General features: G+C 45.9%; 22 protein-coding genes. 8 read left to right on the top strand and 14 right to left on the bottom strand.

Annotated features, from left to right (window positions below; genetic code table 11):
* Positions 1-239 precede the first annotated feature (239 nt).
* From QUA13_RS19540 to QUA13_RS19525, 4 genes are all read right to left on the bottom strand, one after another.
* Positions 240-950, bottom strand: a complete 711-nt coding sequence (locus tag QUA13_RS19540) for a ParB N-terminal domain-containing protein (RefSeq protein WP_333201102.1) — start codon at positions 948-950, stop codon at positions 240-242.
* Positions 950-2452, bottom strand: coding sequence for an AAA family ATPase (locus QUA13_RS19535; protein ID WP_333201100.1), 1503 nt, complete (start codon positions 2450-2452; stop codon positions 950-952). Before QUA13_RS19535 ends, QUA13_RS19540 begins: the two co-directional genes overlap by 1 nt.
* 181 nt (positions 2453-2633) lie before the next feature.
* Positions 2634-3686 carry a fatty acid desaturase gene (locus tag QUA13_RS19530; protein ID WP_333201099.1) on the bottom strand — a complete coding sequence of 351 codons (1053 nt, stop codon included), beginning with the start codon at positions 3684-3686 and terminating at the stop codon, positions 2634-2636.
* Positions 3687-3943: 257 nt separating this feature from the next.
* The gene (locus QUA13_RS19525; protein WP_246276764.1) at positions 3944-4207 is read right to left on the bottom strand and encodes a hypothetical protein; all 264 of its coding nucleotides are present in this window, start codon (positions 4205-4207) and stop codon (positions 3944-3946) included.
* Between the two features lie 138 nt (positions 4208-4345).
* Between QUA13_RS19525 and thrC the strand changes: the two genes are divergently transcribed.
* On the top strand, positions 4346-5470 hold the full coding sequence (thrC, locus tag QUA13_RS19520; RefSeq protein ID WP_333189047.1) for a threonine synthase: 1125 nt from the start codon (positions 4346-4348) through the stop codon (positions 5468-5470).
* A gap of 239 nt (positions 5471-5709) precedes the next feature.
* Complete coding sequence (gene purU, locus QUA13_RS19515; RefSeq protein WP_333201097.1) at positions 5710-6564, top strand: formyltetrahydrofolate deformylase; 855 nt, start codon at positions 5710-5712, stop codon at positions 6562-6564.
* 137 nt (positions 6565-6701) lie between these two features.
* On the opposite strand, the gene QUA13_RS19510 is transcribed toward purU, so the two are convergent.
* The gene (locus QUA13_RS19510; protein WP_333201095.1) at positions 6702-7688 is read right to left on the bottom strand and encodes a mechanosensitive ion channel family protein; all 987 of its coding nucleotides are present in this window, start codon (positions 7686-7688) and stop codon (positions 6702-6704) included.
* Positions 7689-7997: 309 nt separating this feature from the next.
* The gene (locus QUA13_RS19505) at positions 7998-8633 is read right to left on the bottom strand and encodes a hypothetical protein (RefSeq protein WP_172187768.1); all 636 of its coding nucleotides are present in this window, start codon (positions 8631-8633) and stop codon (positions 7998-8000) included.
* A 150-nt stretch (positions 8634-8783) separates the two neighbouring features.
* Here QUA13_RS19505 and QUA13_RS19500 point away from each other — a divergent pair, with 150 nt between their 5' ends.
* Entirely contained in the window at positions 8784-9809 is a 1026-nt protein-coding gene (locus QUA13_RS19500) for a YihY/virulence factor BrkB family protein (protein WP_333201094.1), read from the top strand.
* A gap of 44 nt (positions 9810-9853) precedes the next feature.
* Here the strand turns inward: QUA13_RS19500 and QUA13_RS19495 are convergent, their stop codons facing one another.
* Positions 9854-10018, bottom strand: a complete 165-nt coding sequence (locus QUA13_RS19495) for a hypothetical protein (protein ID WP_172187764.1) — start codon at positions 10016-10018, stop codon at positions 9854-9856.
* A gap of 22 nt (positions 10019-10040) precedes the next feature.
* Between QUA13_RS19495 and QUA13_RS19490 the strand changes: the two genes are divergently transcribed.
* Entirely contained in the window at positions 10041-10703 is a 663-nt protein-coding gene (locus QUA13_RS19490) for a hypothetical protein (RefSeq protein WP_333201091.1), read from the top strand.
* A gap of 163 nt (positions 10704-10866) precedes the next feature.
* Here the strand turns inward: QUA13_RS19490 and QUA13_RS19485 are convergent, their stop codons facing one another.
* Entirely contained in the window at positions 10867-11100 is a 234-nt protein-coding gene (locus QUA13_RS19485; protein ID WP_333201089.1) for a hypothetical protein, read from the bottom strand.
* A 205-nt stretch (positions 11101-11305) separates the two neighbouring features.
* On the opposite strand from QUA13_RS19485, the gene QUA13_RS19480 reads away from it, so the two are divergent.
* Positions 11306-11482, top strand: coding sequence for a ribbon-helix-helix domain-containing protein (locus tag QUA13_RS19480; protein WP_333029546.1), 177 nt, complete (start codon positions 11306-11308; stop codon positions 11480-11482).
* A gap of 53 nt (positions 11483-11535) precedes the next feature.
* A complete protein-coding gene (locus QUA13_RS19475) occupies positions 11536-11712 on the top strand; it encodes a ribbon-helix-helix domain-containing protein (RefSeq protein ID WP_096829277.1) in 177 nt (58 codons plus the stop codon).
* Between the two features lie 116 nt (positions 11713-11828).
* Here QUA13_RS19475 and clpB read toward each other — a convergent pair whose 3' ends face one another.
* Complete coding sequence (gene clpB / locus QUA13_RS19470) at positions 11829-14444, bottom strand: ATP-dependent chaperone ClpB (protein ID WP_172187756.1); 2616 nt, start codon at positions 14442-14444, stop codon at positions 11829-11831.
* A gap of 194 nt (positions 14445-14638) precedes the next feature.
* Between clpB and QUA13_RS19465 the strand changes: the two genes are divergently transcribed.
* Both QUA13_RS19465 and QUA13_RS19460 read left to right on the top strand, forming a co-directional pair.
* A complete protein-coding gene (locus tag QUA13_RS19465) occupies positions 14639-14887 on the top strand; it encodes a type II toxin-antitoxin system RelE/ParE family toxin (RefSeq protein WP_333201087.1) in 249 nt (82 codons plus the stop codon).
* 19 nt (positions 14888-14906) lie between these two features.
* The gene (locus tag QUA13_RS19460; protein ID WP_333201085.1) at positions 14907-15104 is read left to right on the top strand and encodes a type II toxin-antitoxin system prevent-host-death family antitoxin; all 198 of its coding nucleotides are present in this window, start codon (positions 14907-14909) and stop codon (positions 15102-15104) included.
* 114 nt (positions 15105-15218) lie between these two features.
* Here QUA13_RS19460 and QUA13_RS19455 read toward each other — a convergent pair whose 3' ends face one another.
* The 5 genes from QUA13_RS19455 to polA all read right to left on the bottom strand — a co-directional run bounded on the left by QUA13_RS19455 (position 15219) and on the right by polA (position 23040).
* Positions 15219-16934: an ATP-binding protein gene (locus tag QUA13_RS19455; protein WP_333201084.1), complete on the bottom strand. Its 1716-nt coding sequence runs from the start codon at positions 16932-16934 to the stop codon at positions 15219-15221.
* A gap of 344 nt (positions 16935-17278) precedes the next feature.
* The gene (locus QUA13_RS19450; protein ID WP_172187752.1) at positions 17279-17800 is read right to left on the bottom strand and encodes a hypothetical protein; all 522 of its coding nucleotides are present in this window, start codon (positions 17798-17800) and stop codon (positions 17279-17281) included.
* 524 nt (positions 17801-18324) lie between these two features.
* A complete protein-coding gene (locus tag QUA13_RS19445; protein WP_333201082.1) occupies positions 18325-18897 on the bottom strand; it encodes a thermonuclease family protein in 573 nt (190 codons plus the stop codon).
* A gap of 70 nt (positions 18898-18967) precedes the next feature.
* Complete coding sequence (locus QUA13_RS19440; RefSeq protein ID WP_333201080.1) at positions 18968-19888, bottom strand: DUF1698 domain-containing protein; 921 nt, start codon at positions 19886-19888, stop codon at positions 18968-18970.
* 35 nt (positions 19889-19923) lie between these two features.
* On the bottom strand, positions 19924-23040 hold the full coding sequence (gene polA / locus QUA13_RS19435) for a DNA polymerase I (RefSeq protein WP_333201078.1): 3117 nt from the start codon (positions 23038-23040) through the stop codon (positions 19924-19926).
* Between the last annotated feature and the right edge of the window lie 222 nt (positions 23041-23262).

Raw genomic sequence — 23262 nt, 5'->3', positions numbered from 1 at the left:
TGTATGACTGTACTTTAAGCCTTGGATAGCTTTCCTCGCCACTCACCCCAAAAAACTGTCCGGACTGTTGATTTATACGAAAGCCAGCTTTAATATCCCCTTTATTCTTTAGTCTCAAGCGAGAGAGACAAAAGTTTGTGTAGGATGGGTTTCAACCGCCGAGTCATATCGGGTTTTTCAAGGTTTGTCGGATCGGCTTTGAGCAAGGCCCCAAAAATGCAATTTAGATAGCGGAAAGGTTATAAATATCTTTGCCAATTGTCAATGACCTTAATCATTGTTTTCTCGCCTAACCCTGTAATGCGTTGCACCACATTCTCAAATGAGGTAAATGGCTCCAACTCTCGCTGTTTGATGATTTGGTCTATTATTGTTTTAGATTTGATGCCAGCATTTTTCAAATTTGACGCCAGTTGAGATTCCTTTTGAGTGTTGAGCGCTGACAACAGCGGAACAGGTTTGGGAATGAGGCTTTCAACTTCTTTAACCCTCTCTATCAGCGCCTGTTTTTCCTGCGTATACTCGGCTTTCAATTCATTAATTCTGTTTTCCAATCGAGTTTCAATATTTGTCAGCCGCTGTTCAAAGCTGGAGGACTGTTGGGGAACCACACTTACACTTTGATTCTCAGTGATTGCAGTTTTTCTGCTAATTTCAAGTTGTTCGAGGAGAAGTTCTTCATTTTCTTCTTCCAGGATGAATGCTCCGATTGTCTCGCCTTTGAGAGCATCTATTTCCTTTGCTCTCGCCGCCGCATAGTATTCAAAGTCTCCGTCTACTATTTCGTAGGCATCCATACCGTTTCGGCGGACAATTATCGGATTAATCAATCCTCCTGACTCTAAAATCAGTCTCGCTAATTTCTCCAAATCAGGCTCTGCAAAATTGGAACGTGGCACTGTGGAAGTAATTCTTTTCACTGCAACCAGGGACGGAAATAATTTTTTCATTAGTTTTTACCTATTTTTTCCAAAACTTCGATTGCTAGCATTTCAAATTCTTGAGAGGCGATGGAATCAGGCTTAAAGTCTAGCACTGAAATCGGATCGGCGATTTCCATATTTCCCACGATTTGCATTTGTTCTGCACACTTTGCTAAATCGTCTCTCTCGTAAATTACGCTGTCCATGATTTCCAAGCCGTAGCGTTTGGGAATTGCATCCCTCCGCTTGGGCAAACTGTACTGTACAAATTTAATATTAGTAGAGATTTTGCAAGGGAGGACGCCTAAAACTTCTAAAGGTTTCTTGCCGATGAGTTTTTTGAATCCGTTGACTGTTTTGATAAAATCCTTGACATTAACCAATCCTTGATTGGCAAAAGGTTTTAAGTCAGAAGGAATAATTAAATAATCCGCCGTAATCAGGGCCACTCTAGCGAAAAAATTCAAAGATGGCGGCGTATCGATCAGTACAATATCATATTTATCTTCTACTTTGGCTAGTTTTTGAATTAAAATCAGTCGGCTGTAATCTAGTTGATTGAATTCGGTTTCTTCGTGCATCAAATTGATGTGGGAAGGAATCACATCAATTTCGGGATGGCAAAAACTTGACTTGCGTGCTACTTTGCCTATCGAGTAATCATCTTCGGATTGCAAAACGTGAAGAATGTTACTATCTTTCAAATCGTCGTCTTCTTCATCTTCAAATTTTACTAGACCAGTCGCAAAGGTTGTATTTGCCTGACTGTCTAAGTCGATTACCAAGACTCTTTTACCTTGTTTGCTCAGCGCTGCGGCTAAATTGACTACTGTTGTAGTTTTGCCAACGCCGCCTTTATTGTGGTAAACTGCAAGGATTTTCATTGTATTTTGAGTTTTTTGGGGAACGGTTACATCGGATTTAACTTGAGGCTTAACTGGATAATTTTCAGGTATTTGTTCCGGTTCAGAGATTTGACTTGGCTCAGGTTCTGCGGTGGCGGGATTGTTGGGCTGTACTGGGACTTCGCTAATTAAATCAGGACTAACCAAATTAATTTTACTATCCTCCAGTTCGAGTTTATCGGGATTTTTTATAAATTTTAAACTATCTCTGCCAATTAAAGCGATAATTTCATCAATTCTCTTTTCAAGGTCTTGTCCAGCACACTTAAAGACTAGCTGAATATCATCGGCGACTCTTTGGTAAATTCTAATTTCTTTACCGTTAGTTATGAGTCCGTAGCGGATGCTCAAACTTGTTAAATAGCGATGGAGTTTTCGCAGGTGGCGGTCTAAATTTTCCTTGGGATGTTTAGCCTCCATAACTACACTCATCGGCGAGTCTGCATCGACAACTATGGGGATAACTTGGGTGGCAAATGAGAGGAAGTCTAGACGAATATTCCCAAAGGCTATTTCTTGGTGCCAAGTTTCCGGCGTATAGCCTAGTTTTGGTAGCAGATAGCTGACAATCAGTTTGCTTTCTACTTCGCTTTCGTTGCGACAGTTATTGGGATTGAAAGTCATTCGATTTTAGATTTTAGATTTTAGATTTTAGATTGGAATGACTGATTTAATAATGGTACGGATTGTGATATTGACAGTAGGGCGCGCATTCCGCCCCTGACAAAGGCTACGGATTGTAATATCGAAAAACCCGGTTGTGTTTTACAAACCGGGTTTTTCTAGCATTTATCGCGTTGAAAACTTACTTTGTTTTAGCGTTAAATTCCTGCAATGTTTGATAGCCGCCAGCGGGATTGTACAAGTGACAGTTGTCGGCAATCCGCTTCATTAAAGACCAAGAAAATTCTGTTTCGTAGAGATGATCTTGCCAATTTTCCTTTAAGCTGCTGTGGGCTAGGCGCAAATTGTACCAGGGAATAGCAGTTGAAAGGTGGTGGGGAACGTGCACGTTAATGTCGTGGCACAGAAACTCTACCCAGCGAGGATAATCGCAGTGAACTGTTCCCGATAGTTGCGATTGGGCTTCGTTCCATTCTTCCGGTTCTTTAAAAGAAATGTCTGGTGCTGTGTGGTGAACGATCGTAAAAGTGCTCATCCAGAAATGGTAAACCAGCCAGGGCATCAACCAAAATTTGACAAATCCCCAAATGCCTGTTGTTGCAATTAAAATCGGGAATCCGATCGCAGCACCGATTAAAACCACTAACACAGAAAACCGAACTTGTTCTTGTTTCTGTTGGCCTTTGAAGCGCCACCACATAAAGTGTACTTTTGCCCAGTGGGCGATCGAGCCGATCCACCACATCCGACCGAAAATTAAACTATAAGCTATTTGTAAAGCCTTGGGAGCAGCAGCGTAGTCTTCCGCTGTCATGGGTTGCCAAGCATTATCTTCGCCAATTTTGTTGGTGTGCTTGTGGTGATAATTGTGTCCGTGCCGCCATGCGTGAAACGGGAAAATTAACGGCAAAAAGGCGAGATGTCCGACTAAATCGTTAACCCAGCGGCGGTTAGCAAATGACCGGTGACCGCAGTCGTGACCGATCACAAAAAAACCGGTTAATCCGGTTCCTGTGAAAATCCACATCAGGGGTAGTAGAAACCAAGGAGAGACTGCTATGCCCCAATAACCGACAGCAACTAGCAAAACGTTGACAATAACTTTTGTCCAAGCTTTGCGGGGGTTTTTGACGAATACTTCCCGCGGCAGGGTTTTGAGAATATCTTTGAGGCGCAGGTTGGAAGTGTCACTTGCGGATATCAAATTTAGTGGTTTTTCGATCGATGCTGTCATAAACTGATTTCGATTCTCCGTATGCTATGAGCATGGCTTAACAAATTAGCGCAATGAAAAAGCGCAGTAAAATGTCAGCTCGTTGCCAGCTTGTGGCAGACGAGTTGAGCAGTAGGCAAGCGCGTTTTAGCAAATGCTAGCGATCGCTATCCGCAGTTAGGAATTTCTGGCACTTTCGGCAAAAAATACTGCGGGTAGCAAAACCTTTGTTTCTATAACACAGGGGCAGCACAGTTAGCATTAGCGACTGTTGTCTGCTAATTGCTGTTGCTGCCAGAAATGGGGTCGAGAGCCGACAAGCCAGCGATCGAGCGTTGCTGTTTGAGGCTTTGCACTTCCAGCAGCAAGGATTCGATTTCCGCTTGCAAGTGCAGGAACTTAACTTGCTGGTCGGCTTGGTAGGGGCACTTCACCGAATCTACTTTGCGGGCAAAAGTGGTCGATAGGGTAGAAGAACTAGCCATTTCGGGATTGCTCGCGGTAACTTGAGGCCGGGAAAGAGTGGATGAATTATTTGACATTAGTAATTGGGTAGACATATCTACACATTCACACCATTAAGTTACTTTAACCTGAACCGATCGTATTAAACATCAAATTAACCGATCGAGCTAAAATTAGTGTAAATTCCTTGGCCATTGCCTAAAACCATTGACATCGTGACCCTGATTCTACCTGCTACTGACTCTGCTGCTAACTCCGCTGCCCGCGCAGCCGAGCCGAAACGCTACGGCTGGCCCGGCTTGATCGAAGCTTATCGCCCCTACCTGCCGGTGACGGAAACCACGCCGGTAGTGACCCTCCAAGAGGGCAATACTCCCCTGATTCCAGCACCTGCGATCGCCTCTCTCATCGGTCGAGACGTGCGCGTCTTGGTCAAATACGACGGCCTCAACCCCACTGGTAGTTTCAAAGACCGGGGGATGACAATGGCGATTTCCAAGGCAAAGGAAGCTGGTGCGGAGGCAGTAATTTGTGCCAGTACCGGCAATACTTCTGCCTCCGCGGCCGCCTACGCCAGACGCGGGGGAATGCGAGCTTTCGTGTTGATTCCCGAAGGTTACGTGGCTTTGGGCAAGCTGGCGCAAGCTTTGCTTTACGGTGCGGAAGTGATTTCGATTGGCGGAAATTTCGATCGGGCTTTAGAAATTGTCCGCGAAATGGCCGTTAACTACCCCGTGACATTGGTCAACTCAGTCAATCCTTACCGTTTGGAAGGCCAGAAAACCGGCGCTTTTGAAGTGGTGGACGCTTTGGGCGATGCCCCCGACTGGCTGTGCATTCCCGTGGGAAATGCGGGAAACATCACAGCATACTGGATGGGTTTTTGTCAATACCACCAAGCCAAAAAATGTTCGCGCCTGCCGCGGATGATGGGATTTCAAGCCGCTGGGGCTGCGCCTTTGGTAACGGGCCAGCCCGTGGCGAACCCAGAAACCCTGGCGACGGCAATTCGGATCGGCAACCCGGCTAGCTGGAAACAGGCGATCGCAGCTTCCGAAGCCAGCCGCGGCAGTTTTGCAGCAGTCACCGACGCCGAAATTCTCGACGCTTACCGTTTGTTAGCATCGCAGGAAGGGATTTTCTGCGAACCAGCCAGTGCAGCTTCTGTGGCCGGTTTGCTGAAGGTGAAAGACCAAGTTCCGACGGGGGCGACGGTGGTTTGCGTGCTGACTGGTAACGGTTTAAAAGACCCGGATACCGCAATTAATCACAGCAACAATCAGTTTAAAAGCGGCATTGCTCCGACTTTGGATGCAGTAGCTGGGGCGATGGGATTTTAGAAGAAGGAAGAAGGAAGATCGAAACAGGCAAGATGCCTGTTCCACTCTTAGTTAAAATCTCTTGTGGGGCGGGCATCTTGTCCGCCAGTAAGCCCATCGAAACAGGCAAGATGCCTGTTCCACTCTTAGTTAAAATCTCTTGTGAGGTGGGCATCTTGCCCGCCCCTAAACGTATCAATAAACCCCTGTGAGATAACTTGTTCTTGCTCGACTCAGCGAGACAATTTTGTCATTATATTATGACTAAGCCTACTGCAACCCTGTTAATTGCCTGTCCCGATCGCAAAGGACTCGTCGCCTTACTTGCTAACTTTATCGCATCCCATAACGGCAATATCATCCACGCAGATCACCATACAGATTTTACCGCCGGATTATTTCTGAGCAGGCTAGAATGGCAATTAGATGATTTTGACTTAACCACCGAACAAATAATACCTGCTTTTAGTGAAATAGCCAAGGACATACAAGCCAACTGGCAATTGCATTTCTCCCATCAAATTCGGCGGATCGCGATTTTTGTAAGCCGTCAAGATCATTGTTTATTAGACTTGATTTGGCGACAACAATCTCAAGAAATTAGATGTGAAATTCCCCTGATTATCAGCAACCATCAAAATTTAAAGCCTCTTGCCGCACAATACGGTATCGACTTTGAGTATATTCCCATTACTAAAGACAATAAAGCTATTCAAGAAGCACAACAGTTAGAAATTCTTAATAAATATAAGATCGATCTAGTAGTTTTGGCGAAATATATGCAAATCGTGAGTCAAGATTTTACGATCGCATTTCCCAATCTGATTAATATTCACCATTCATTTTTACCCGCGTTTGTGGGTGCAAATCCCTACGAAAGAGCTTATGAAAGAGGAGTTAAAATTATCGGTGCAACAGCCCACTACGTTACACCCGATTTAGATGCGGGCCCGATTATCGAACAAGATGTTGTGCGCGTCAGTCACCGCGATGAAGTGTCCGATCTGGTTCGCAAAGGTAAAGATTTAGAAAGAGTTGTGTTAGCAAGAGCCGTGCGATATCATTTACAAAATCGTGTTTTAGTTTACGGCAATCGGACTGTGGTTTTTGCTTGAAAATTAGGCATCATATCAATCCTGGTTTGTTACTCTTTTAATCACTCGGGGACTGCTCTCAATTCCGGTTGCACGAGCGCAGTGCAGCGAATTCCAAAGTTTTCTCAACTTGATATTTTTCATGAATTGTGGCGCGGTTAAGATTGCCCGTTGTCGTCAAGTTGCGATCGCCCTTGGGCAACTTTTCCCACAGATCCGCCAATACTGCGAGGTTTCGGAACTTTACTTTTACCTGCAGGCCATCCTTCGCGCTGCTGGGAGCGATCGCCATCGGTTTCTTCGGTTTGGTCGTGAAACAAAATTTGTCGCGTGGGATAAGGCAAATCGATGCCGTTTTCCACAAGCTTTTTTTTAATAGCACAAATTACCTTGTCGCGCGATCGCATATCGTCAATTCGGCGCGGCGGAGAAATCCACCACCGAACGCGGATCTTGACGGTACTTTCTGCTAGCTCAAGCACCAGCACATCGGGTGCAGGATCTTTCAACACTTCATTTACGGTGTACAATGCTTCTAGCATTAACTGCTTGGCGCGGTCAATATCGTCGTTGTAACCAATACCAACATCGTATTCTGTGCGGCGTTTATCGAAAGCAGTATTCACTGTCACCGCATTCGTAAACAATTCGGCATTGGGAATGACAATCCGGCGACCATCATAAGTTTGGATTGTTGTAGCGCGCGTCTCAATATTTTCTACCGTTCCCTCAAAGTTTTTAAACACAATCTGGTCATCGATTCGGAACGGTTCAGTCAACAGAATTAGGATACCGGCTAAGAAGTTTTGCAAGATATCGCGAAAGGCAAAACCTATCGCCACCCCGCTAATTCCCAGCAATTGAATCAAATCCCCAGCTTTAAATGTGGGAATTATAATCGAAAGCGCAACAAACAGACCAACTAGAACGATCGTACCCTGCGCCAACCGTCCTAACACCAACCCCAAATTTCGTGCTTGGTGGTGGTTGCGGGTTACCCGCCTGACCGCTCTCTTAATTGCCCCGCCCACACAGAAAAAGATTGCAAAGACAATTAACGCCAGCACAATATTGGGCAACATGATAATCAAGCCGTCGATCATGCTCTCCATCTTTAACCAGACTGCGGATATCTCTGCCTTCATGAAGTTTCCTCGCGTATCAGTCGTTGTCGATATTACTAAAATTTAGCTCGGTTAAGTTCTATCTAAAGACTGTAGATTAATACGACGCGAGCAATATTTTTTAGCTGTTTTCAAAATTTTCAATGCGGATTATAGGTTAATGAACAGTACAGTTACATCGATTAGTCAACCATCTGTAGATGGGGAATAATAAAGAAGCCGATGAATTAAGGCTGCTTAATTGCAGGAAAAACAAAAACAAGGAATCGGTGACTAAATCGCACCTGCTAAGGGGATTCGCCCTGCCGACAATTCCTGAATTTTTAGCTCCTAATTCCCAAATGGCGGTAAATCGAGTAACTGATTTTTAGAAGGTGGAAGCTGGGCGGGATTTTTACCTGTTTGGGCTGAAGTTTGGCGTATTTCCAGAGCAGTTTCGCCTGGATTTGCAGTGCGAGTAGGTACTATCTCTAAAGAATATACTGTCTCTGTTTTTGCAGGAGCGGGATTTTGGGCTTTCGTGAGCAAGTCAACGGCATCTCCGAGGGCGCTAGTTAAATTTTTGCTAGTTTCGGCGTGACGGGCTTCTTCTTGTTTGAGGGCTTGAGTCAGTTGTTTAACTTGTTCGATCGCCCGATCGCGCTCTTCGAGAACTTCTGCTAACTTAGCTTTAAGTTCGCCTACTGTTTGCAGTTGTTCGACTTCCTGCTGTCGGGCAACTCCAGCATCGTCGCCTTCGGGTACAAGGGGCGAAAAATTTTGTAATTGCTCTATTTGTGCTTCCAGAGAAGCGATGCTTTGCTGAGTTAATTTGGCATCATTCCGCCGCTGTTCGGCTTCGGTATTGTAGAGTTGACGCCACTGAGCCGCACTTTCACCGGCCTCATCTCGATCGCGCGAAACTTCTGTTAACTGCTGTTGCAGCCGCTTAATTTCATCTAACCACTGTCTGACATCCTGAGCCATATTGATTTTAGATTTTAGATTTTAGATTTTAGATTTTAGATTAACAATGGCGCATTGGTAATGGCTTAATTAAGTAACGCTGCTTATTTCCAGTTGCGCGATCGTCCTGCATTCATTTTCTATTTTCTAGTTCCCCCTCTCCTGTGCGCTATGAACATTTTTTACTGGTTGCGCTACCTGATTTTAGCTTTGTTTCAGGTATTTTTGAGGCTGCTCCGAGCTCTCAAAAGAAAATTTGGTGGTTTTTGGCTGTTTTGTCGGTGTTTGACTTGGAACACGCTCAAGGAGGTCGGCGCTAAGGCAGGAGAACAGCGCTTGCCGGGGCTGTCTGCGGAAATGGCCTACAATTCTATGCTGGCGCTGTTTCCGGGGCTGTTGGCTATCTTATCTGCGATCGCTCTGTTTGAACCTTTGCAGTCAACACTTTATCAAATCGCCCGTCTTTTGGGCGAAGTTATACCCGATAACGTTCGGAATTTGATTGGCGGCTTAATCAAAGAAATTTTGTTAACTCGCAGTAAAGGGCTGTTTTCGGTGAGCTTTTTTGCGTCGGTTTGGGTATTTTCTGGAGTAATGAGCGCGGCGATGGCTGCACTCGATCGCATCCATCAAATTCCGAGGGATCGAACTCGACCATTTTGGAAAGCAAAACTTATTTCTCTGGCGCTCAGTATCGGCACAATTATACTATTAATTCTGGCATCGGGAGTAGTATTTGTCAGCGACTTAATTGTGCAAGCTATTGCCCGCCAGAGTTGCCTGCTGGAGTCCGTCGCCACTTGCGATTTAAAAGATGTTCAAAATTGCTTGCTGCTCGCCGGCAATTGCCCTTTGGAGTCGCAACTGTTAGGTGTTTGGCGGCTGTGGCGGTGGCCGATTTCTTTGGGAATTGTATCGCTGGCTTTTGCCTTTGTTTACCGCTACGGGCCGAGCCGCCGTCAACCAGATATTCCTATTTTGTCGGGAGCTGTTTTTGCTGCTATTTTGTGGGCGCTGTTTTCAGCTTTATTTCGGCTTTATGTTTGGCATTGGGGCAATTTCAGTTGGACTTACGGCACGATCGGAACTTTTATAGTGTTGCTGCTGTGGCTCGATATTTCTTCTTTGGTGATGCTGATCGGCGCTCAGTTGAATGTGACAGTGGGAAAGGCAATGAAACAATCCAAATTAAAATAATTTATTAATTGTTAATTGTTATTTGTTATTTGCCGGATGCTGGCTTACCGACGGAGTAAAGTGCTGAGGATACCCGCAACAAAAGACAACAAAATCAGTATCCAGATAACAGCACCGGGAATGAATGTCAAGATGCCAACACCTCTGAGAATCCAAACTAGGAGGGTGAAGCCCAGGATAGTCAAAAAGATGCGGGTAGATAGTCGCATTTGAAATCTAGGAGAATTAGCCATGTTGAATGTTAAAGTTTTGTCTGGATCAATGATAGCTGTTTTATTGGCGATCGGCAGTTACCTGACTTTAATTTCCGTTCCGGGTTCCGCTGCTAAGCCTGGGGCTACAAATGTCTTGGGAGAAGCGGCAAAGGCTGCTCAAAAAACGCCTGCTGCAAGTTTAACAATTTCCGATCGCACAATTGGAGCGGCGAAGGTGGGGATGACTTTCGGACAATTGAAAAAGGCTCTGGGTTCCACGGCGCAGTTTAAGGTAGAGTCTCCTTTTATGGTAGACTTTGATGCTGTGGCTGTCAGCCAGTCGGGAAAAGTGCTATATCGGATTATTTATCCTGCGGGTACAAAGCTAAAAGATACGGATGTCATTGAACTTTTGATGACTGAGAATTCTAATTATAAAACAGTTCAGGGCGTCGGGCCGGGAATGACTCTGAAACAAGCCGAGGCTATTTACGGCAAAGCTACTTTATCTTATAACGTGGATAATGAATCGAGAGAAGGGGTTGTATTTGCCAAGCAACCCACTAGAAACATTATGTTTGTTCCCAAGGCTGAAGGCAAACAATTTGCGGGGGTTTACGGGGCCGGTCAAGGGGGATTTTATCAGACTAACAAGTATCAGCCGAATGCTGTGATTCGCTCTGTGATGGTGCGGAAGTAAGTTAGTAAAGACCGCCCAACAGATAACTCGGCAATTGAAATCGCTTGTACAGAAACTATCGTCCCAGTAGAGGGGGACTCAAGAAAGGAAGGACGATCGCACTTATCAAAAAAAGTGCGATCGCCAATCTTTAGTTAACTGAAACCGCCTCAAAAATTACCATTTATAACGCGCTGGTGACGGGATTGGAAGGGCGGCAGGTCGCGGATAAACGGTGAGTGTCCCCACTGCGATCGAATACAACCTCAAACTTAACGTGAGGTATAGTTTGTCGCAAAAACTGAAAATGCCCGTCTGCATCAGAACGACTGCGGAAGCGGGCAACAATAATCCATTGCTGAGTGGGTAACAGACGGGCGATCGCCCAACAACACAAGCGGTCTTTGTATGTCAACATAGAACTCGTCTCCATTGATATTTTTGGAGCCAGAGCCAGCCCGGAACCTTGGACAGTGAGGGGCTGGCTTCTGACGTTTTAAGGCCTGAGCCTTATATACACTAATAGCATAATTTGATGCCATTAACATCAAATGACACAAAAATATATCAAATGGTGTTGGAGTGTAAAATTGAAGACAATTGAAGTAAAACCATGCCAGCCCATGCCTTCACGAATGCGAGTCACAGTTACCCTCCCAGAAGACGTTCATCAAGCCTTGTCCGAATGGGCCGAAGAAGAAGATAGAACCCTTGCAAACCTGCTATCCCATGTGGCAGCTAAAGCAGTCAGAGAGCGCCAAGAGCAGAAAAAGGAAGAATCAGAAAGCGATCGCCCTTAAGCAATGGCCACGGCGTAACATGGAGTGTGTTGAAATGTTTTGCAGCGCAACAAATGGCTTCACGAGGACGAGTTACCGCATACTTGCCAGAAGAGATTCAAAAAGCTCTGGAAGAATGGGCAGAAGAAGACAGCAGATCCGTTAGCAGTTTGGCAACGTACCTGCTGACGAAATCTGTTCGAGAACGCCAAGAACAGAAAAAAGATAAATCAGAAAGCGATCGCCCTTAAACAATCGCCCGCAATCCCATCCGCGTCCATCCGCGTCCATCCGCTTACATCTGCGGTAAAAAAAAGAACCATCGCCCCTCAAAAAATAAGGTGGGCCGCAGCCCACCCTACTCAAATTATTTCGCAGTCACCAACTGTGCCGGCAGCCGCTTAAACGCCAACCTTTCATTCTCGATATCCACAAAAATGGTATCGCCGTCAGCAAAATCTCCCCGCAAAATACCCTTCGCCATTTGCGTTTCCAACTCGCGTTGAATTCCCCGCTTCAGAGGCCGCGCACCGTACACCGGATCGTAACCAATTTCTGCTAAGAAATCGATCGCAGATTCCGACAGCTTCAGAGACATCTTGCGTTCAGCTAACCGTTTTTCCAAGCGCTTGACTTGCAACAGCACAATCTGTCGCAATTCGCGCTTGCTCAAACCGTGGAAGATAATCATCTCATCAATCCGGTTCAAGAATTCCGGGCGGAAAGTTCCCCGCATCGCTTCCATCACCCGACTGCGCATTAGTTCGTTATCTCCCGCCACATCTAAAATGTATTGAGAGCCGACATTCGATGTCATAATAATCACAGAATTCTTAAAGTCTACTGTGTGACCTTGAGCATCGGTAACGCGGCCGTCATCCAAAATTTGCAGCATGATGTTGAATACATCCGGGTGCGCTTTCTCGATTTCATCGAATAGAATCACGGAGTAAGGACGGCGGCGCACAGCCTCAGTTAATTGTCCGCCTTCATCGTAGCCAACGTATCCCGGAGGCGCACCAATTAACCGGGAAACTGCGTGTTTCTCCATGTATTCCGACATATCAATTCGGACGATCGCTTCTTCGGTGTCGAACAGATAAGCGGCTAATGCTTTCGCCAACTCGGTTTTACCAACACCCGTGGGGCCGAGGAAGATAAAACTCGCAACCGGACGATTGGGATCGGCTAAACCTGCGCGCGATCGCTGAATTGCATCTGCAACCGCAGTCACCGCTTCATCCTGTCCGATTACCCGCTTGTGCAATTCATCTTCCAAGTGCAGAAGTTTCTGCATTTCCGATTCAACTAACTTGCTGATCGGAATTCCCGTCCACTTGGAAATAATCTCGGCAATGTCACCTTCTGTAACTTCTTCCCGCAGCAAACTTTTACCTGTGGTTTGAGTTGCTGACAGTTGAGATTCAGCTTGTTGCAGTTGTTTTTGCAATTCGGTTAACTTGCTATATTTCAACTCAGCCGCGCGGTTCAGGTCATATTTTAATTCAGCTTGCTGAATTTCAATATTGACCTTATCAATCTGTTCTTTAATCTTTTGAATGCTGCCGATGACACCTTTTTCAGATTGCCACTGGGCATTCAAACCGTTTTGGTGTTCCTTGAGGTTGGCTAAGTCTTTTTCCAGTCTTTCCAAGCGTTCCATCGAAGCAGAGTTACTTTCTTTTTGCAGCGACAGTCTTTCCATTTCTAGCTGCAAAATCCTGCGGTCGATTTCGTCTAGTTCTTCCGGCTTGGAGGTAATCTCCATTTTGAGTTTAGCTGCTGCTTCGTCCACTAAGTCAATGGCTTTGTCTGGAAGGAAGCGATCGCTAATATATCGAGTAGATAAAGTAGCCGCCGCCACTAGGGCGCTGTCAGAAATTTTCACGCCGTGGTGAACTTCGTACCGTTCTTTCAAGCCCCGCAAAATCGAGACAGTATCTTCAACTGTCGGTTGGTCAACATAAACTTGTTGAAAACGGCGTTCTAGTGCCGCATCTTTTTCGAGGTATTTGCGGTATTCGTCGAGAGTTGTAGCGCCGATACAGCGCAATTCTCCCCTCGCTAACATGGGTTTGAGCAAGTTGCCGGCATCCATCGATCCTTGAGTTGCGCCAGCACCGACAACGGTGTGAATTTCATCGATAAATAAGATGACTTTGCCGTTGCTGTCGGTAACTTCTTTGAGTACAGCTTTCAAGCGTTCTTCAAATTCTCCTCGGAATTTTGCACCGGCAATTAACGCGCCCATATCTAGGCTAATTAATTGTCGGTCTTTGAGAGATTGCGGCACATCTCCGGTGATAATTCGCTGGGCGAGTCCTTCGGCGATCGCAGTTTTGCCGACTCCCGGTTCCCCAATCAATACCGGGTTATTTTTGGTGCGGCGGCTCAAAATTTGAATGGTGCGGCGGATTTCGTCATCCCGTCCGATTACTGGATCGAGTTTGCCTTGACGCGCGGCTTCAGTCAAGTCTCGGCCGTATTTTTCCAGCGCTTCGTATTTGCCTTCTGGATTTTGATCTGTCACTTTGTTGTTCCCCCGGACTTGGGCAATAATATCTTTGAGCTTGGCTTCATCTAGTTTAAATTCTTGTAGTAGATTTCTGCCGAAGCGATCGTCCTTAACGTAACCTAGTATCAAATGCTCGATCGAAATAAATTCATCGCCGTACTCTTTTCGGTAAGTGTCGGCGCGATCGAGCAAAGTGTCGAGAGAACGACCTAGATAAACGTTGCCGCCGCTTCCAGTGATTTTGGGCTGGCGACTGATAAACTCATCAGTGCGATCGCGCAACTTTGCTACAGAAACTCCCGCTTTGTTAAACAAGCTGCTAGCGAGTCCCGATTCTTGTTCCAGCAAAGCTTTCATCAAGTGTTCGCTTTCTAGCTGCTGCTGCTGAGCTGCTTTGACGAGTTCGGGAGTGCGGGCGAGGGCTTCCCAGGCTTTTTCAGTAAATTGGTTTGGATTATTTGGTTGCATAAATTTTAATTCCCTGCATTAAAAATGATGGCTGCTGTAGAGGCAATTGCTTAATTGCCCGTACAATTGTCATTGTAGGGAGTTGCGGAAGGCGATCGGATCGGTGTTCCCCTCTCTGTAGATAGGTATTTCCGTCCTATGTAGCAGTGTCGCGCAGGAAAAAGGAAAGTGTCGCGCCTAAAAGTTGCACTTTGATGAATTACCAAGCTGAGTTTAAGCCGAAAGCGATCGAAGATTTAGAATCTTTGCCAGCGGAAGTACAAAGCCGAGTTTTGACTAAAATTGAGTTGATGCAAAATAACCTGACGGGAGATGTGAAACGCTTAACAAACTATACGCCAGAATATCGGCTACGGGTAGGAGATTACCGAGTTTTATTTGAAATTGAGGAAGATATTTTGGTAATCTACCGCGTCAAACATAGAAAAGATGCTTACTCTTAAACACCTAGAGGAAATATCCATGATTCAGTTACATCCTGAGTTTATTACCAAAAACGGCAAAAAAGAATTTGCAGTGATTCCTTACGAAGAATTTGAAGCACTGCAAGCATTAATTGCTGACATAGAAGATTTGATGGACTTGAGGGCGGCGAAAGAGGAAGATGCAAATCAGCCTTCTGTGCCCTTAGCAGAGGTGAAGAGAAAGTTAGGATTATAGAGAATTGTGGTGGCGATTAGTATGCAATTTAACCGTCAATCTAACAGAATCTGTGGTCGAATTTCCATCCCTCGATCCCTTAAATCCGTTACAGAAACCGTTGCCGAACTTCCCTCATGCCTGCATCACCACCCGTTCCGGGAGACTGACAATAAAAGTTGAACCTTTGCCGTCCTGGCTTTCAACGCTAATTTCGCCGCCGAGAATTTGACACAAACGCTGGCTAATTGTCAGTCCCAAACCCGTCCCTCCGTATTTGCGGGTAGTCGAGGCATCAGCTTGGGTAAAAGGTTTGAATATCTGCTCCAATTGTTCGTCCGTCATCCCGATGCCGGTGTCGCTGACTCGAAACATTAAAACTTGAGAATTGTAGTTTGAACCTGAGTAAAAATCATTATTTTTATTTTGTTTCGCCGATCTTGATTTTTCAATTATAATTCTTTCGACGCCGATAGTAATGACCCCTTTCTCGGTAAATTTGGCAGCGTTGCTGAGCAAGTTGAGAAGAATTTGTCGCACTTTCGGTTGGTCGGCATACATTGTGCCGAGTTCGCCTTTGGTTTTCAGTGCTAAAGCATTGCCTTTTTTCTCTACTAGCGGTTGAGCCGTAGTCATCACTTCTTCAATCATGGTCGCCACGTCGAAGTTTTCTAAATAAAGGGTGACGTGACCGGCTTCTATTTTGGAAATGTCGAGGATGTCGCTGATCATGTCGAGCAGGTGTTTGCCTGCGGTTTGAATTTTTTCTAAGTCGGGGAGAAAATCTTCGGAACCGGAATCTTGAGCATCTTCTTGCAGCATTTCGCTGTAGTTAATGATGGCATTGAGGGGTGTACGGAGTTCGTGGCTCATATTGGCGAGAAATGCACTTTTGGAGCGGTTGGCAGCTTCGGCTGCTACTTTTGCTTCGTGCAAGTCTTCTGTATATTCTGCTACCCGCTGTATGAGTTCGTTGAGCGAAATTGCTAGCCTTCCCACTTCGTCGGAAGTAGTAACGGGTACTTGCAAATCAAAGTTTGATTCTTCGGTAACTCGCTGGGCGATGAGGGTGGTGGCTTCTAAGGGGCGGGCGATCGCCGCGCTGGTGTATCGTGCAAGTAAGGCTGCGATACCGGCGGATACTGCTAGAGAGCACACCAGAATCAGAGTTCCAAGTTGTTCTGCTTCCTCGTAGGTTCTAAATGCCTGATCTGCTTTCTCGCGAAAGTTGGTGGTCAGTAGGGCTGAATCCAGGGAAAACTGCTCGAGTTTCAAAGCGGTTTCGCTAGTGACAAAATTGTTTAAGTTCCGCTGAAAACCTAGTCGCTGTTTCGGGTTCAAACCAGATAATTTTGTACTCCCCAACAGATTCTGTACTTGTTGGAAGTAAGCTTCTACTGTTTTGCCGTTGACTTGACTGAATTCTTGAAGCAGTTGGTAATCTTGGGCAACTGCGGAATTTGAAGTCGGCGACTGGGTTTGAAGTTGTTCGAGCTGTCCGCTCATCTGGGCGACGCGGGTCAGGAATTCCGAGCGTTCGCGATCGAAAATTTGCGGTTGGGCCGTCAGACTCGCGAGCTCTTGCTGGTGAATTCTGACTTCCTGCACCGTGTTATTGAGGTTTGTCAGGATTTCCGCTTTATCTCGGTCGATCGCTAGTTTTTCTCTAACTTGCTGTTTGTGATAGGATTCTACTCCCCGTCCGGCCACAGCACCCAAAACGGCAATACCAATGACCAAGGCGTATCCGCAGCCGATTTTCTGCCTGATGCCCAAGCGGCCCAACAGACTTTTTAACCCTAATTGAGGAAGGTTCTGCAGTTGATTTTTCAAGGCTAAGGTTAAAGACATGGGCAATGTACTCGTCACCTTTGAGAGGCACCATCTATATTCTAATTGATGCCTGCGTGAGGGTAAATAAAGTTCTGGTTTCAGGCCCGGTTTCGGCAGTTATGGGGTCTTTGCAGGGTTCCACGGCTCGATCGGCTTGACAGTTTGGAGGAGTTATGCCTAAAAAATTCTAGCCGAAGCAAGAAGGAAGAAACAGTCAAAGGCAAGGTTTCATTAATTAAGAACATCCTCACCGTCGGGCGCGGTTGCGAGATAAGTGGCGAGTTATAAGTTGCAAGTTATGAGTTAGATTTCTGATTCAAAACTCTACTCTACTCGCAACCCACAACTCTATCGCTGTTCCTCTACTGGCAAAGTCGAAATTGTGCTATATCAGCAGGAATTCTTGAAGCATTAGGTACGTTAGCAGAGGCAGGAACGAAAATTCCCAGGCCGTAACTGCAACCCTCTGCCTTCGTGCATTCGCCCGGTTTAGCACTGATTTGATATTCGCCTTGGGATGGGGGAGTAAAAGAGATTGACGCCAGTTCGCCTGTCTTTTGACTCGCAGCTATTTCCTGACCGCTGGCATCCTTGAGAGATAAGTTTAAATCCTGGCAATTTCCGTCGCAAGTGGCAACAAAAACATACTCCACATTAGGATGCAGCGTGGCTCTAAAAGGAGATGAAACTTGCTTGCGAACTTGACCCAGCAACGGCACAAATACTAATTTTTGACCGTTGCTTTTCCGCTGGTCAACTTCTGTTTTCAAGCGACAAACAACCGTTTTTTGGTCGTCGGTCAGTTCTTGAGCAATAGCATTTCCTACGATTGCAGTACCGAGGAGCAGGGCCATGCCGGAAATAACCAGATGTTTGATATTCATTGATGTCCGGTAAAGTTAATTTTTGGGTGATTGCAATAGACCGCTTTTGTCAGCAGTATATTGATTTATCTGGAGCCTATCACATTTGTTGACTTTTCAAAAAAAAAGCTCCGATCAAAGTGCGATCGAACTCATGTCTGGTTTTAGATGAATCTGGCGTCAGCTATCGCCGAAACTCCACAGATTGCGGGCGGTACGAGCAGAACCTCGTCCTTCTTCTATTGTACTAAATTAGGACGCTCCGCATCCGCTGAGCAACCAGTTTCTCAGCAGATGCGGAGCAGCTAAACCTAAGATTTATAGTATAGACCGGGTTTAACAAGACCTGAGTGAGCCCTAGACGGTAAATCTCTGATACAGGTTCGCAGGTTCCATGTCAATAACATAATCCTGTCCCTGTCCATATACAAATAGGTTGAAACTTGTGGCTGTACTAGACGAAAAAAACTCCGAAGGCAAGAGTTAGTTCGGACTTTTACCCTCTTGCTTCTTCCGGCTTCCGTCGGGCTTCTTCCTTCTTTCCATCATGTATCACTGTTCCGAAATTTCCACGCGGGAACAAACTTAGAATCTCCCCAAACGCCGCGGCGATTTTTCTTAGCTTCAGCCTCCGCTTGTTCCAGAAGACTTGCACTCGGACAGTTTTTCAAGTAAGGACGGTAAACCATTGCTAATCCTTCGCGGATCAAAACTTCTTGGGCAAAGGTGCCGTTTGGCAAGCGAACTTCGCTAACTTTGCGGCCGTAGCGGTCAGTATCGGTGACGGTCAAAACAATGCGACCGCCCCCTTGTTTGACTAGCTGCTGCATTCTTTGGTGCGCTAGGTTTCCCCACTTAAATTGATTTTTTTTTGCTGCTGCTTTGCTATTTTTCTCAGCATTGGTGTGCGCGACTTCCGGTGCATCTACACAGGCAAAACGCACTTTTATATCTTTCCCCGCGCTATCGCTGGCGACAAGGGTGTCGCCGTCGCTGACTCGCTTTACAGGATAGTTGTTGGGCGCTAGCTTTTGCGGACACCCGAATAGTAGCAATAGCAGAGCGACTGCACTTAAGGTTTTTATTTTTGGGAAAATGGCGATTTTAGTTTGGCTCATAGTTCGGTGTGTCTCTTAGTTTACATTTATGTGGTGAGTTTAATTAACCGATCGCACTTTCAGTCTTTCCCTAACGCCAAGCGTGAAAAACCATCCGGGCGCACGTACCGCTAGCTTGGGAAATATTAACAGCTTTGATGTCGCGGAATCCTGCACTTTCCAGCATCCCTTTCACCGCCAGAGCATTTGGCCCGAACCAATTCGTCGGGTCATTATTCAGTTCGCCGCCACAGTAAAACGCCGCTGCCGGTCTTTGACAATCAAGCATATCGACGTGAGTTTCTAATATTAACTGCTTGCCGGTGACGCTGAAAACTCGATCGAGAGCCAGCAGGGGATGCCTCATGTGGTAAAGCACTCCCAAGAACAAAACCAAATCAAAAACCCCTACTTTCTCGGGTGAAAGGTCGAGCACGTCTATCTCCATATCTTCAACTTGAGACTTGAGCACTCTGCGCGCCAACTCAAATCCTCCTTTGCCAACATCGGGGGATTGCCAAACAAAGGAATCTGTAGCCAAAACGCGCTTAGCCCCGCGCCTTTCTGCGGCAAAAGAGTAAAATCCATCCCAAGCACCGACATCTAAAACAGTCATTCCTGCTAAACTTTCGGGAAGTCCAATTTTTTCTTCTGTTTGGGGAGAAGAGGTTTTACCGCCACCCGGAGTGATGACTCCGCAACCGAGGTCAATGCAGTGATGCCAAGTGGGAATTTTTGCTACTTCTGCTTTTAGCAGCAATCTTTCGATATCTTGTAAAGAAACAATCTCCCCAGGTGCGACTTGCGGGCTTGGCAATTGCTGACTTTTGGCACACAGCTTGTCAAAATCTTGGCGGTAGACGGCTAATTCTTCAACCAAGCTTTCGGATAAAGGAGTGCCGCTGTCTTGCAGTTTTTGAGCTGCTTGAGAAAAGCGCAAGTTTAAATCGGTGGCGCGTTTTTTTAAATCGTTTAACTGCTGCCACAAAGTTTGTGTTTCGGCTGTCATCATCTTGTTTTTTGTCCCAAAAGTGCGGTTGCTGCTGTCTATTTAGTTTCCATCCAATTTTGCCCGGCGTGGATGTCAACTATCAGCGGTACGCTAAGTGGCAGAGCATTTTCCATCGCAGTTCTAATTTTCGGCTGCAATTCTTCCCATTCATCGGGAGGGACTTCAAAGATTAATTCATCGTGAACTTGCAGCAGCAGCCGCGCCTGATAGTTTTGCAAAATTTTGTGTACCTCAATCATGGCAAGTTTAATGATATCAGCACTAGAGCCTTGAATGGGAGCATTGGCTGCCGCCCGCAAAGATTGGGCATCATCTCTGCTGAGAGATTTAAGTCTATCGGAGTGAATGTCTTGGGGATTGCGACCTTTTAAGTCGCGGATGCTTTCGCTCTCGAAGTTTAAGTAGCGGCGGCGGCCGAGTATTGTGGTAACGTATCCGAGGGCGATCGCCTCTTTTTTTACTTTCTCCAAATATTCAAATACTTTACTGTAACGCTGGTTAAATCGTTCAATAAACTTTTTACCGTCTGCTGAAGTTTTGCCCATCGAGCGCCCAAATTTAATCGCCCCCATACCGTAAATTACCCCAAAATTAATCGTCTTGCCAAACCGTCTTTCGTCCGGCGTTACTTCCTCCTTTTCAAACAGCAGTTGAGCCGTTACGGTATGCACATCTCGGTTATTTTGGTAAGCTTCAATTAACACAGGTTCTTGACTCAAGTGAGCCAAAATTCGCAGTTCAATTTGAGAATAGTCAGCCGACACCATCACCCAACCTGCTTCCGGCAAAAAAGCCTTGCGAATTTGCCGCGAAAACTCGGTGCGGATGGGAATATTTTGTAAATTTGGATTGGAAGAAGAAAGCCTTCCCGTACCCGTTGCAGTTTGGTTAAAATCTGTATGCACTCGCCCGGTATCAGCACGAACTAACTGCGGCAAAGCATCGACATAAGTTGATTTCAACTTGGATAATGTTCGGTGTTCTAATAAATCGTCTACAATCGGGTGGTCTCCTTGCAATTTATCTAATACGGCGGCGTCTGTAGAGTATCCCGTCTTAGTTTTGCGAGACTTTTTCTGAAACTCATCCGGGATTTTTTCTAACAAGATTTCGCTGAGTTGTTTCGGGGAACCTAAATTAAACTTTCTCCCCGCTGCTTGATAAGTCTTTTCTTCTATTTCTTTTAAGCTTTTTTCTAGCTGTTGTGACAGTTCTTGCAGGTAAGCTGAATCAATGCGAATTCCGCAGTATTCCATTTCAGCTAAAACTGGTTCTAGGGGCTGTTCTACTTCCAGCAGCAACTGGTGCAAAGACTTTCCCGGAAAGTTAGCTTCATCAGCTTTATCCAATTCTGCTCTAAGTTTATTTACTAACCCAAATGTGGTGTGAACATCCATGCCGCAGTAGTCGGCTACCGCCGGAATACTGATGTCAGCAATTGTTTTGTTTTTCGGCACTAATTCATTGTAACTTTTGGCGACAATGCCTAAGTATTTCCTTGACAATTCGCTGAGACTGTGGCTAGTTTCTGGGTTGAGTACGTAACTGGCTAGCATGGTGTCGAAGACGACTCCGGCTAGTTTGATTCCCTGACAGCGCAGGATCGATCGATCGAACTTAGCATTTTGCAGCGCCTTGGGATAATTCTCGCTTTCCAAAATCGGACGCAAAGCATTTAAAACTGTGGCTTTGTCTAAGTTTTTGCCCGTTTTATGTCCCGTGGGAATGTAAGCGAGATCCTCTTTGCCGGTTCCCCAACAGCAGCCAATTCCGACTAATTCGGCGTCTCGCGGTTCGATCGCGGTGGTTTCGGTATCCCACGCCACGGGTGAGGCTTTGTCGGTGCAGGTTTGCAGCAGTTGGACTAATTCGTTTAACTGTTCGGTTGTTTGAATTATTCTGGGTTGAATTGGCAGTTTGTTTTGCTGCTGGGCGGCTTTAGTTTCTGCGGGACTAAAAAACCACAAGTCGTCGTCTTCGTCTTCTGAACTTTCTGAAGTTTGAGGTGACTTATCTATTGTGGGGCGGGCATCTTCCCCGCCCAAAGCAACAGGCAAGATGCCTGTTCCACTCTCCATTGAATTGATTGTCTGGTGGGCATCTTCCCCGCCCAAAGCAACAGGCAAGATGCCTGTTCCACTGTCGATTGAATTGATTGTCTGGTGGGCATCTTGCCCGCCCTTTTCCAATGGTTGTTCTACACCGCCGAACCGTTTTTGAATTTGCTTTACTTTCCCTAAAAATGTTTTAAATTCCAATTTTTCCAGCATGGGAATCAAGGCGGATTCATCAAAACCTTTGAGCTGGCAATTTTCTAAATCTACTTCCAAGGGCACGTCTTGGACAATTGTCGCCATGCGTTGAGAATGATAAGCAGCTTCTTTGCCTTCTTCTAACTTTTTCTTGGTTGCGCCTTTAATTTCATCTATAGCAGCATAAATTCCGTCGAGGGAATTGTAAGCTTCCAGCAGTTGCAGGGCGGTTTTGTCGCCGATGCCTTTGACTCCGGGAATGTTGTCGGATTTGTCACCGCAGAGGGCTTTGTAATCTACTACTTGTTCTGGCACAATGCCGAGTTTGGCTTTGACTTCTTCCGGGCCGTATTCTTGGGATTTGCCTTTGCCCGATCGCCTGAGTTCATCCGTACTCAAATACAATACGCTAATTTGTTTTTCGGTTTCTACTAATTGAAACAAATCTCGATCGCCCGTGAGGATTTTGACCTGATAACCGGCCGCGCTGGCTTTGTTTGCCAAAGTTCCCAAAACATCGTCCGCCTCGTAGCCTGGAGCAGTTATGGCAGGTAAATTCAAATAGCTGAGGAGTTCTTGCAGGTTTTTGATATCGGGAATAAAATCTTCGGGAGTTTCGGCACGACCGGCTTTGTAAGTTTCGTCTGCTTCGTGGCGAAATGTGGGTGTGGCGAGGTCAAAGGCGATCGCCATGTACTGGGGGTCGTGGGCCGCCATGACTTCCAGCAGCGACTTGAGAAAGCCAAAACAGACGCTGGTGGGAATGCCCGTCGTAGTTCGCAAGCCTCCGTCTCGACTTTTGGCGAAGGCGAAGTAGGAGCGAAAGGCCAGAGAGTGACCGTCAACTAGGATGAAGGTGGGTGCTTGATTTTCCGACACAGACACAGATCCCGATCGCACGAAAGTATTTTCTCATTGTAGCTATAGCAGAAGGATGTCTGATGTTTTGAAGTAGCTCATCTTTGCACCAACTCTTGTAATGCCAAAAAACAGTGGAGTATGGAGTAGATATCTGGGTTAGTCAGACCAATTGCAACGATTCTTGCTATTGTGCGTCGATTTTACTCGATCGCCTAAAATATCTCAAAAGGTTTCTCTACAAGGTCTTTGAGATGATTGATT

It is taken from the genome of Microcoleus sp. S28C3 (genome assembly GCF_036700785.1).
Lineage (GTDB): Bacteria > Cyanobacteriota > Cyanobacteriia > Cyanobacteriales > Microcoleaceae > Microcoleus > Microcoleus asticus.
Note: the sequence above shows the minus strand (reverse complement) of the source record. Positions and strands in the feature narration are given on the sequence as shown.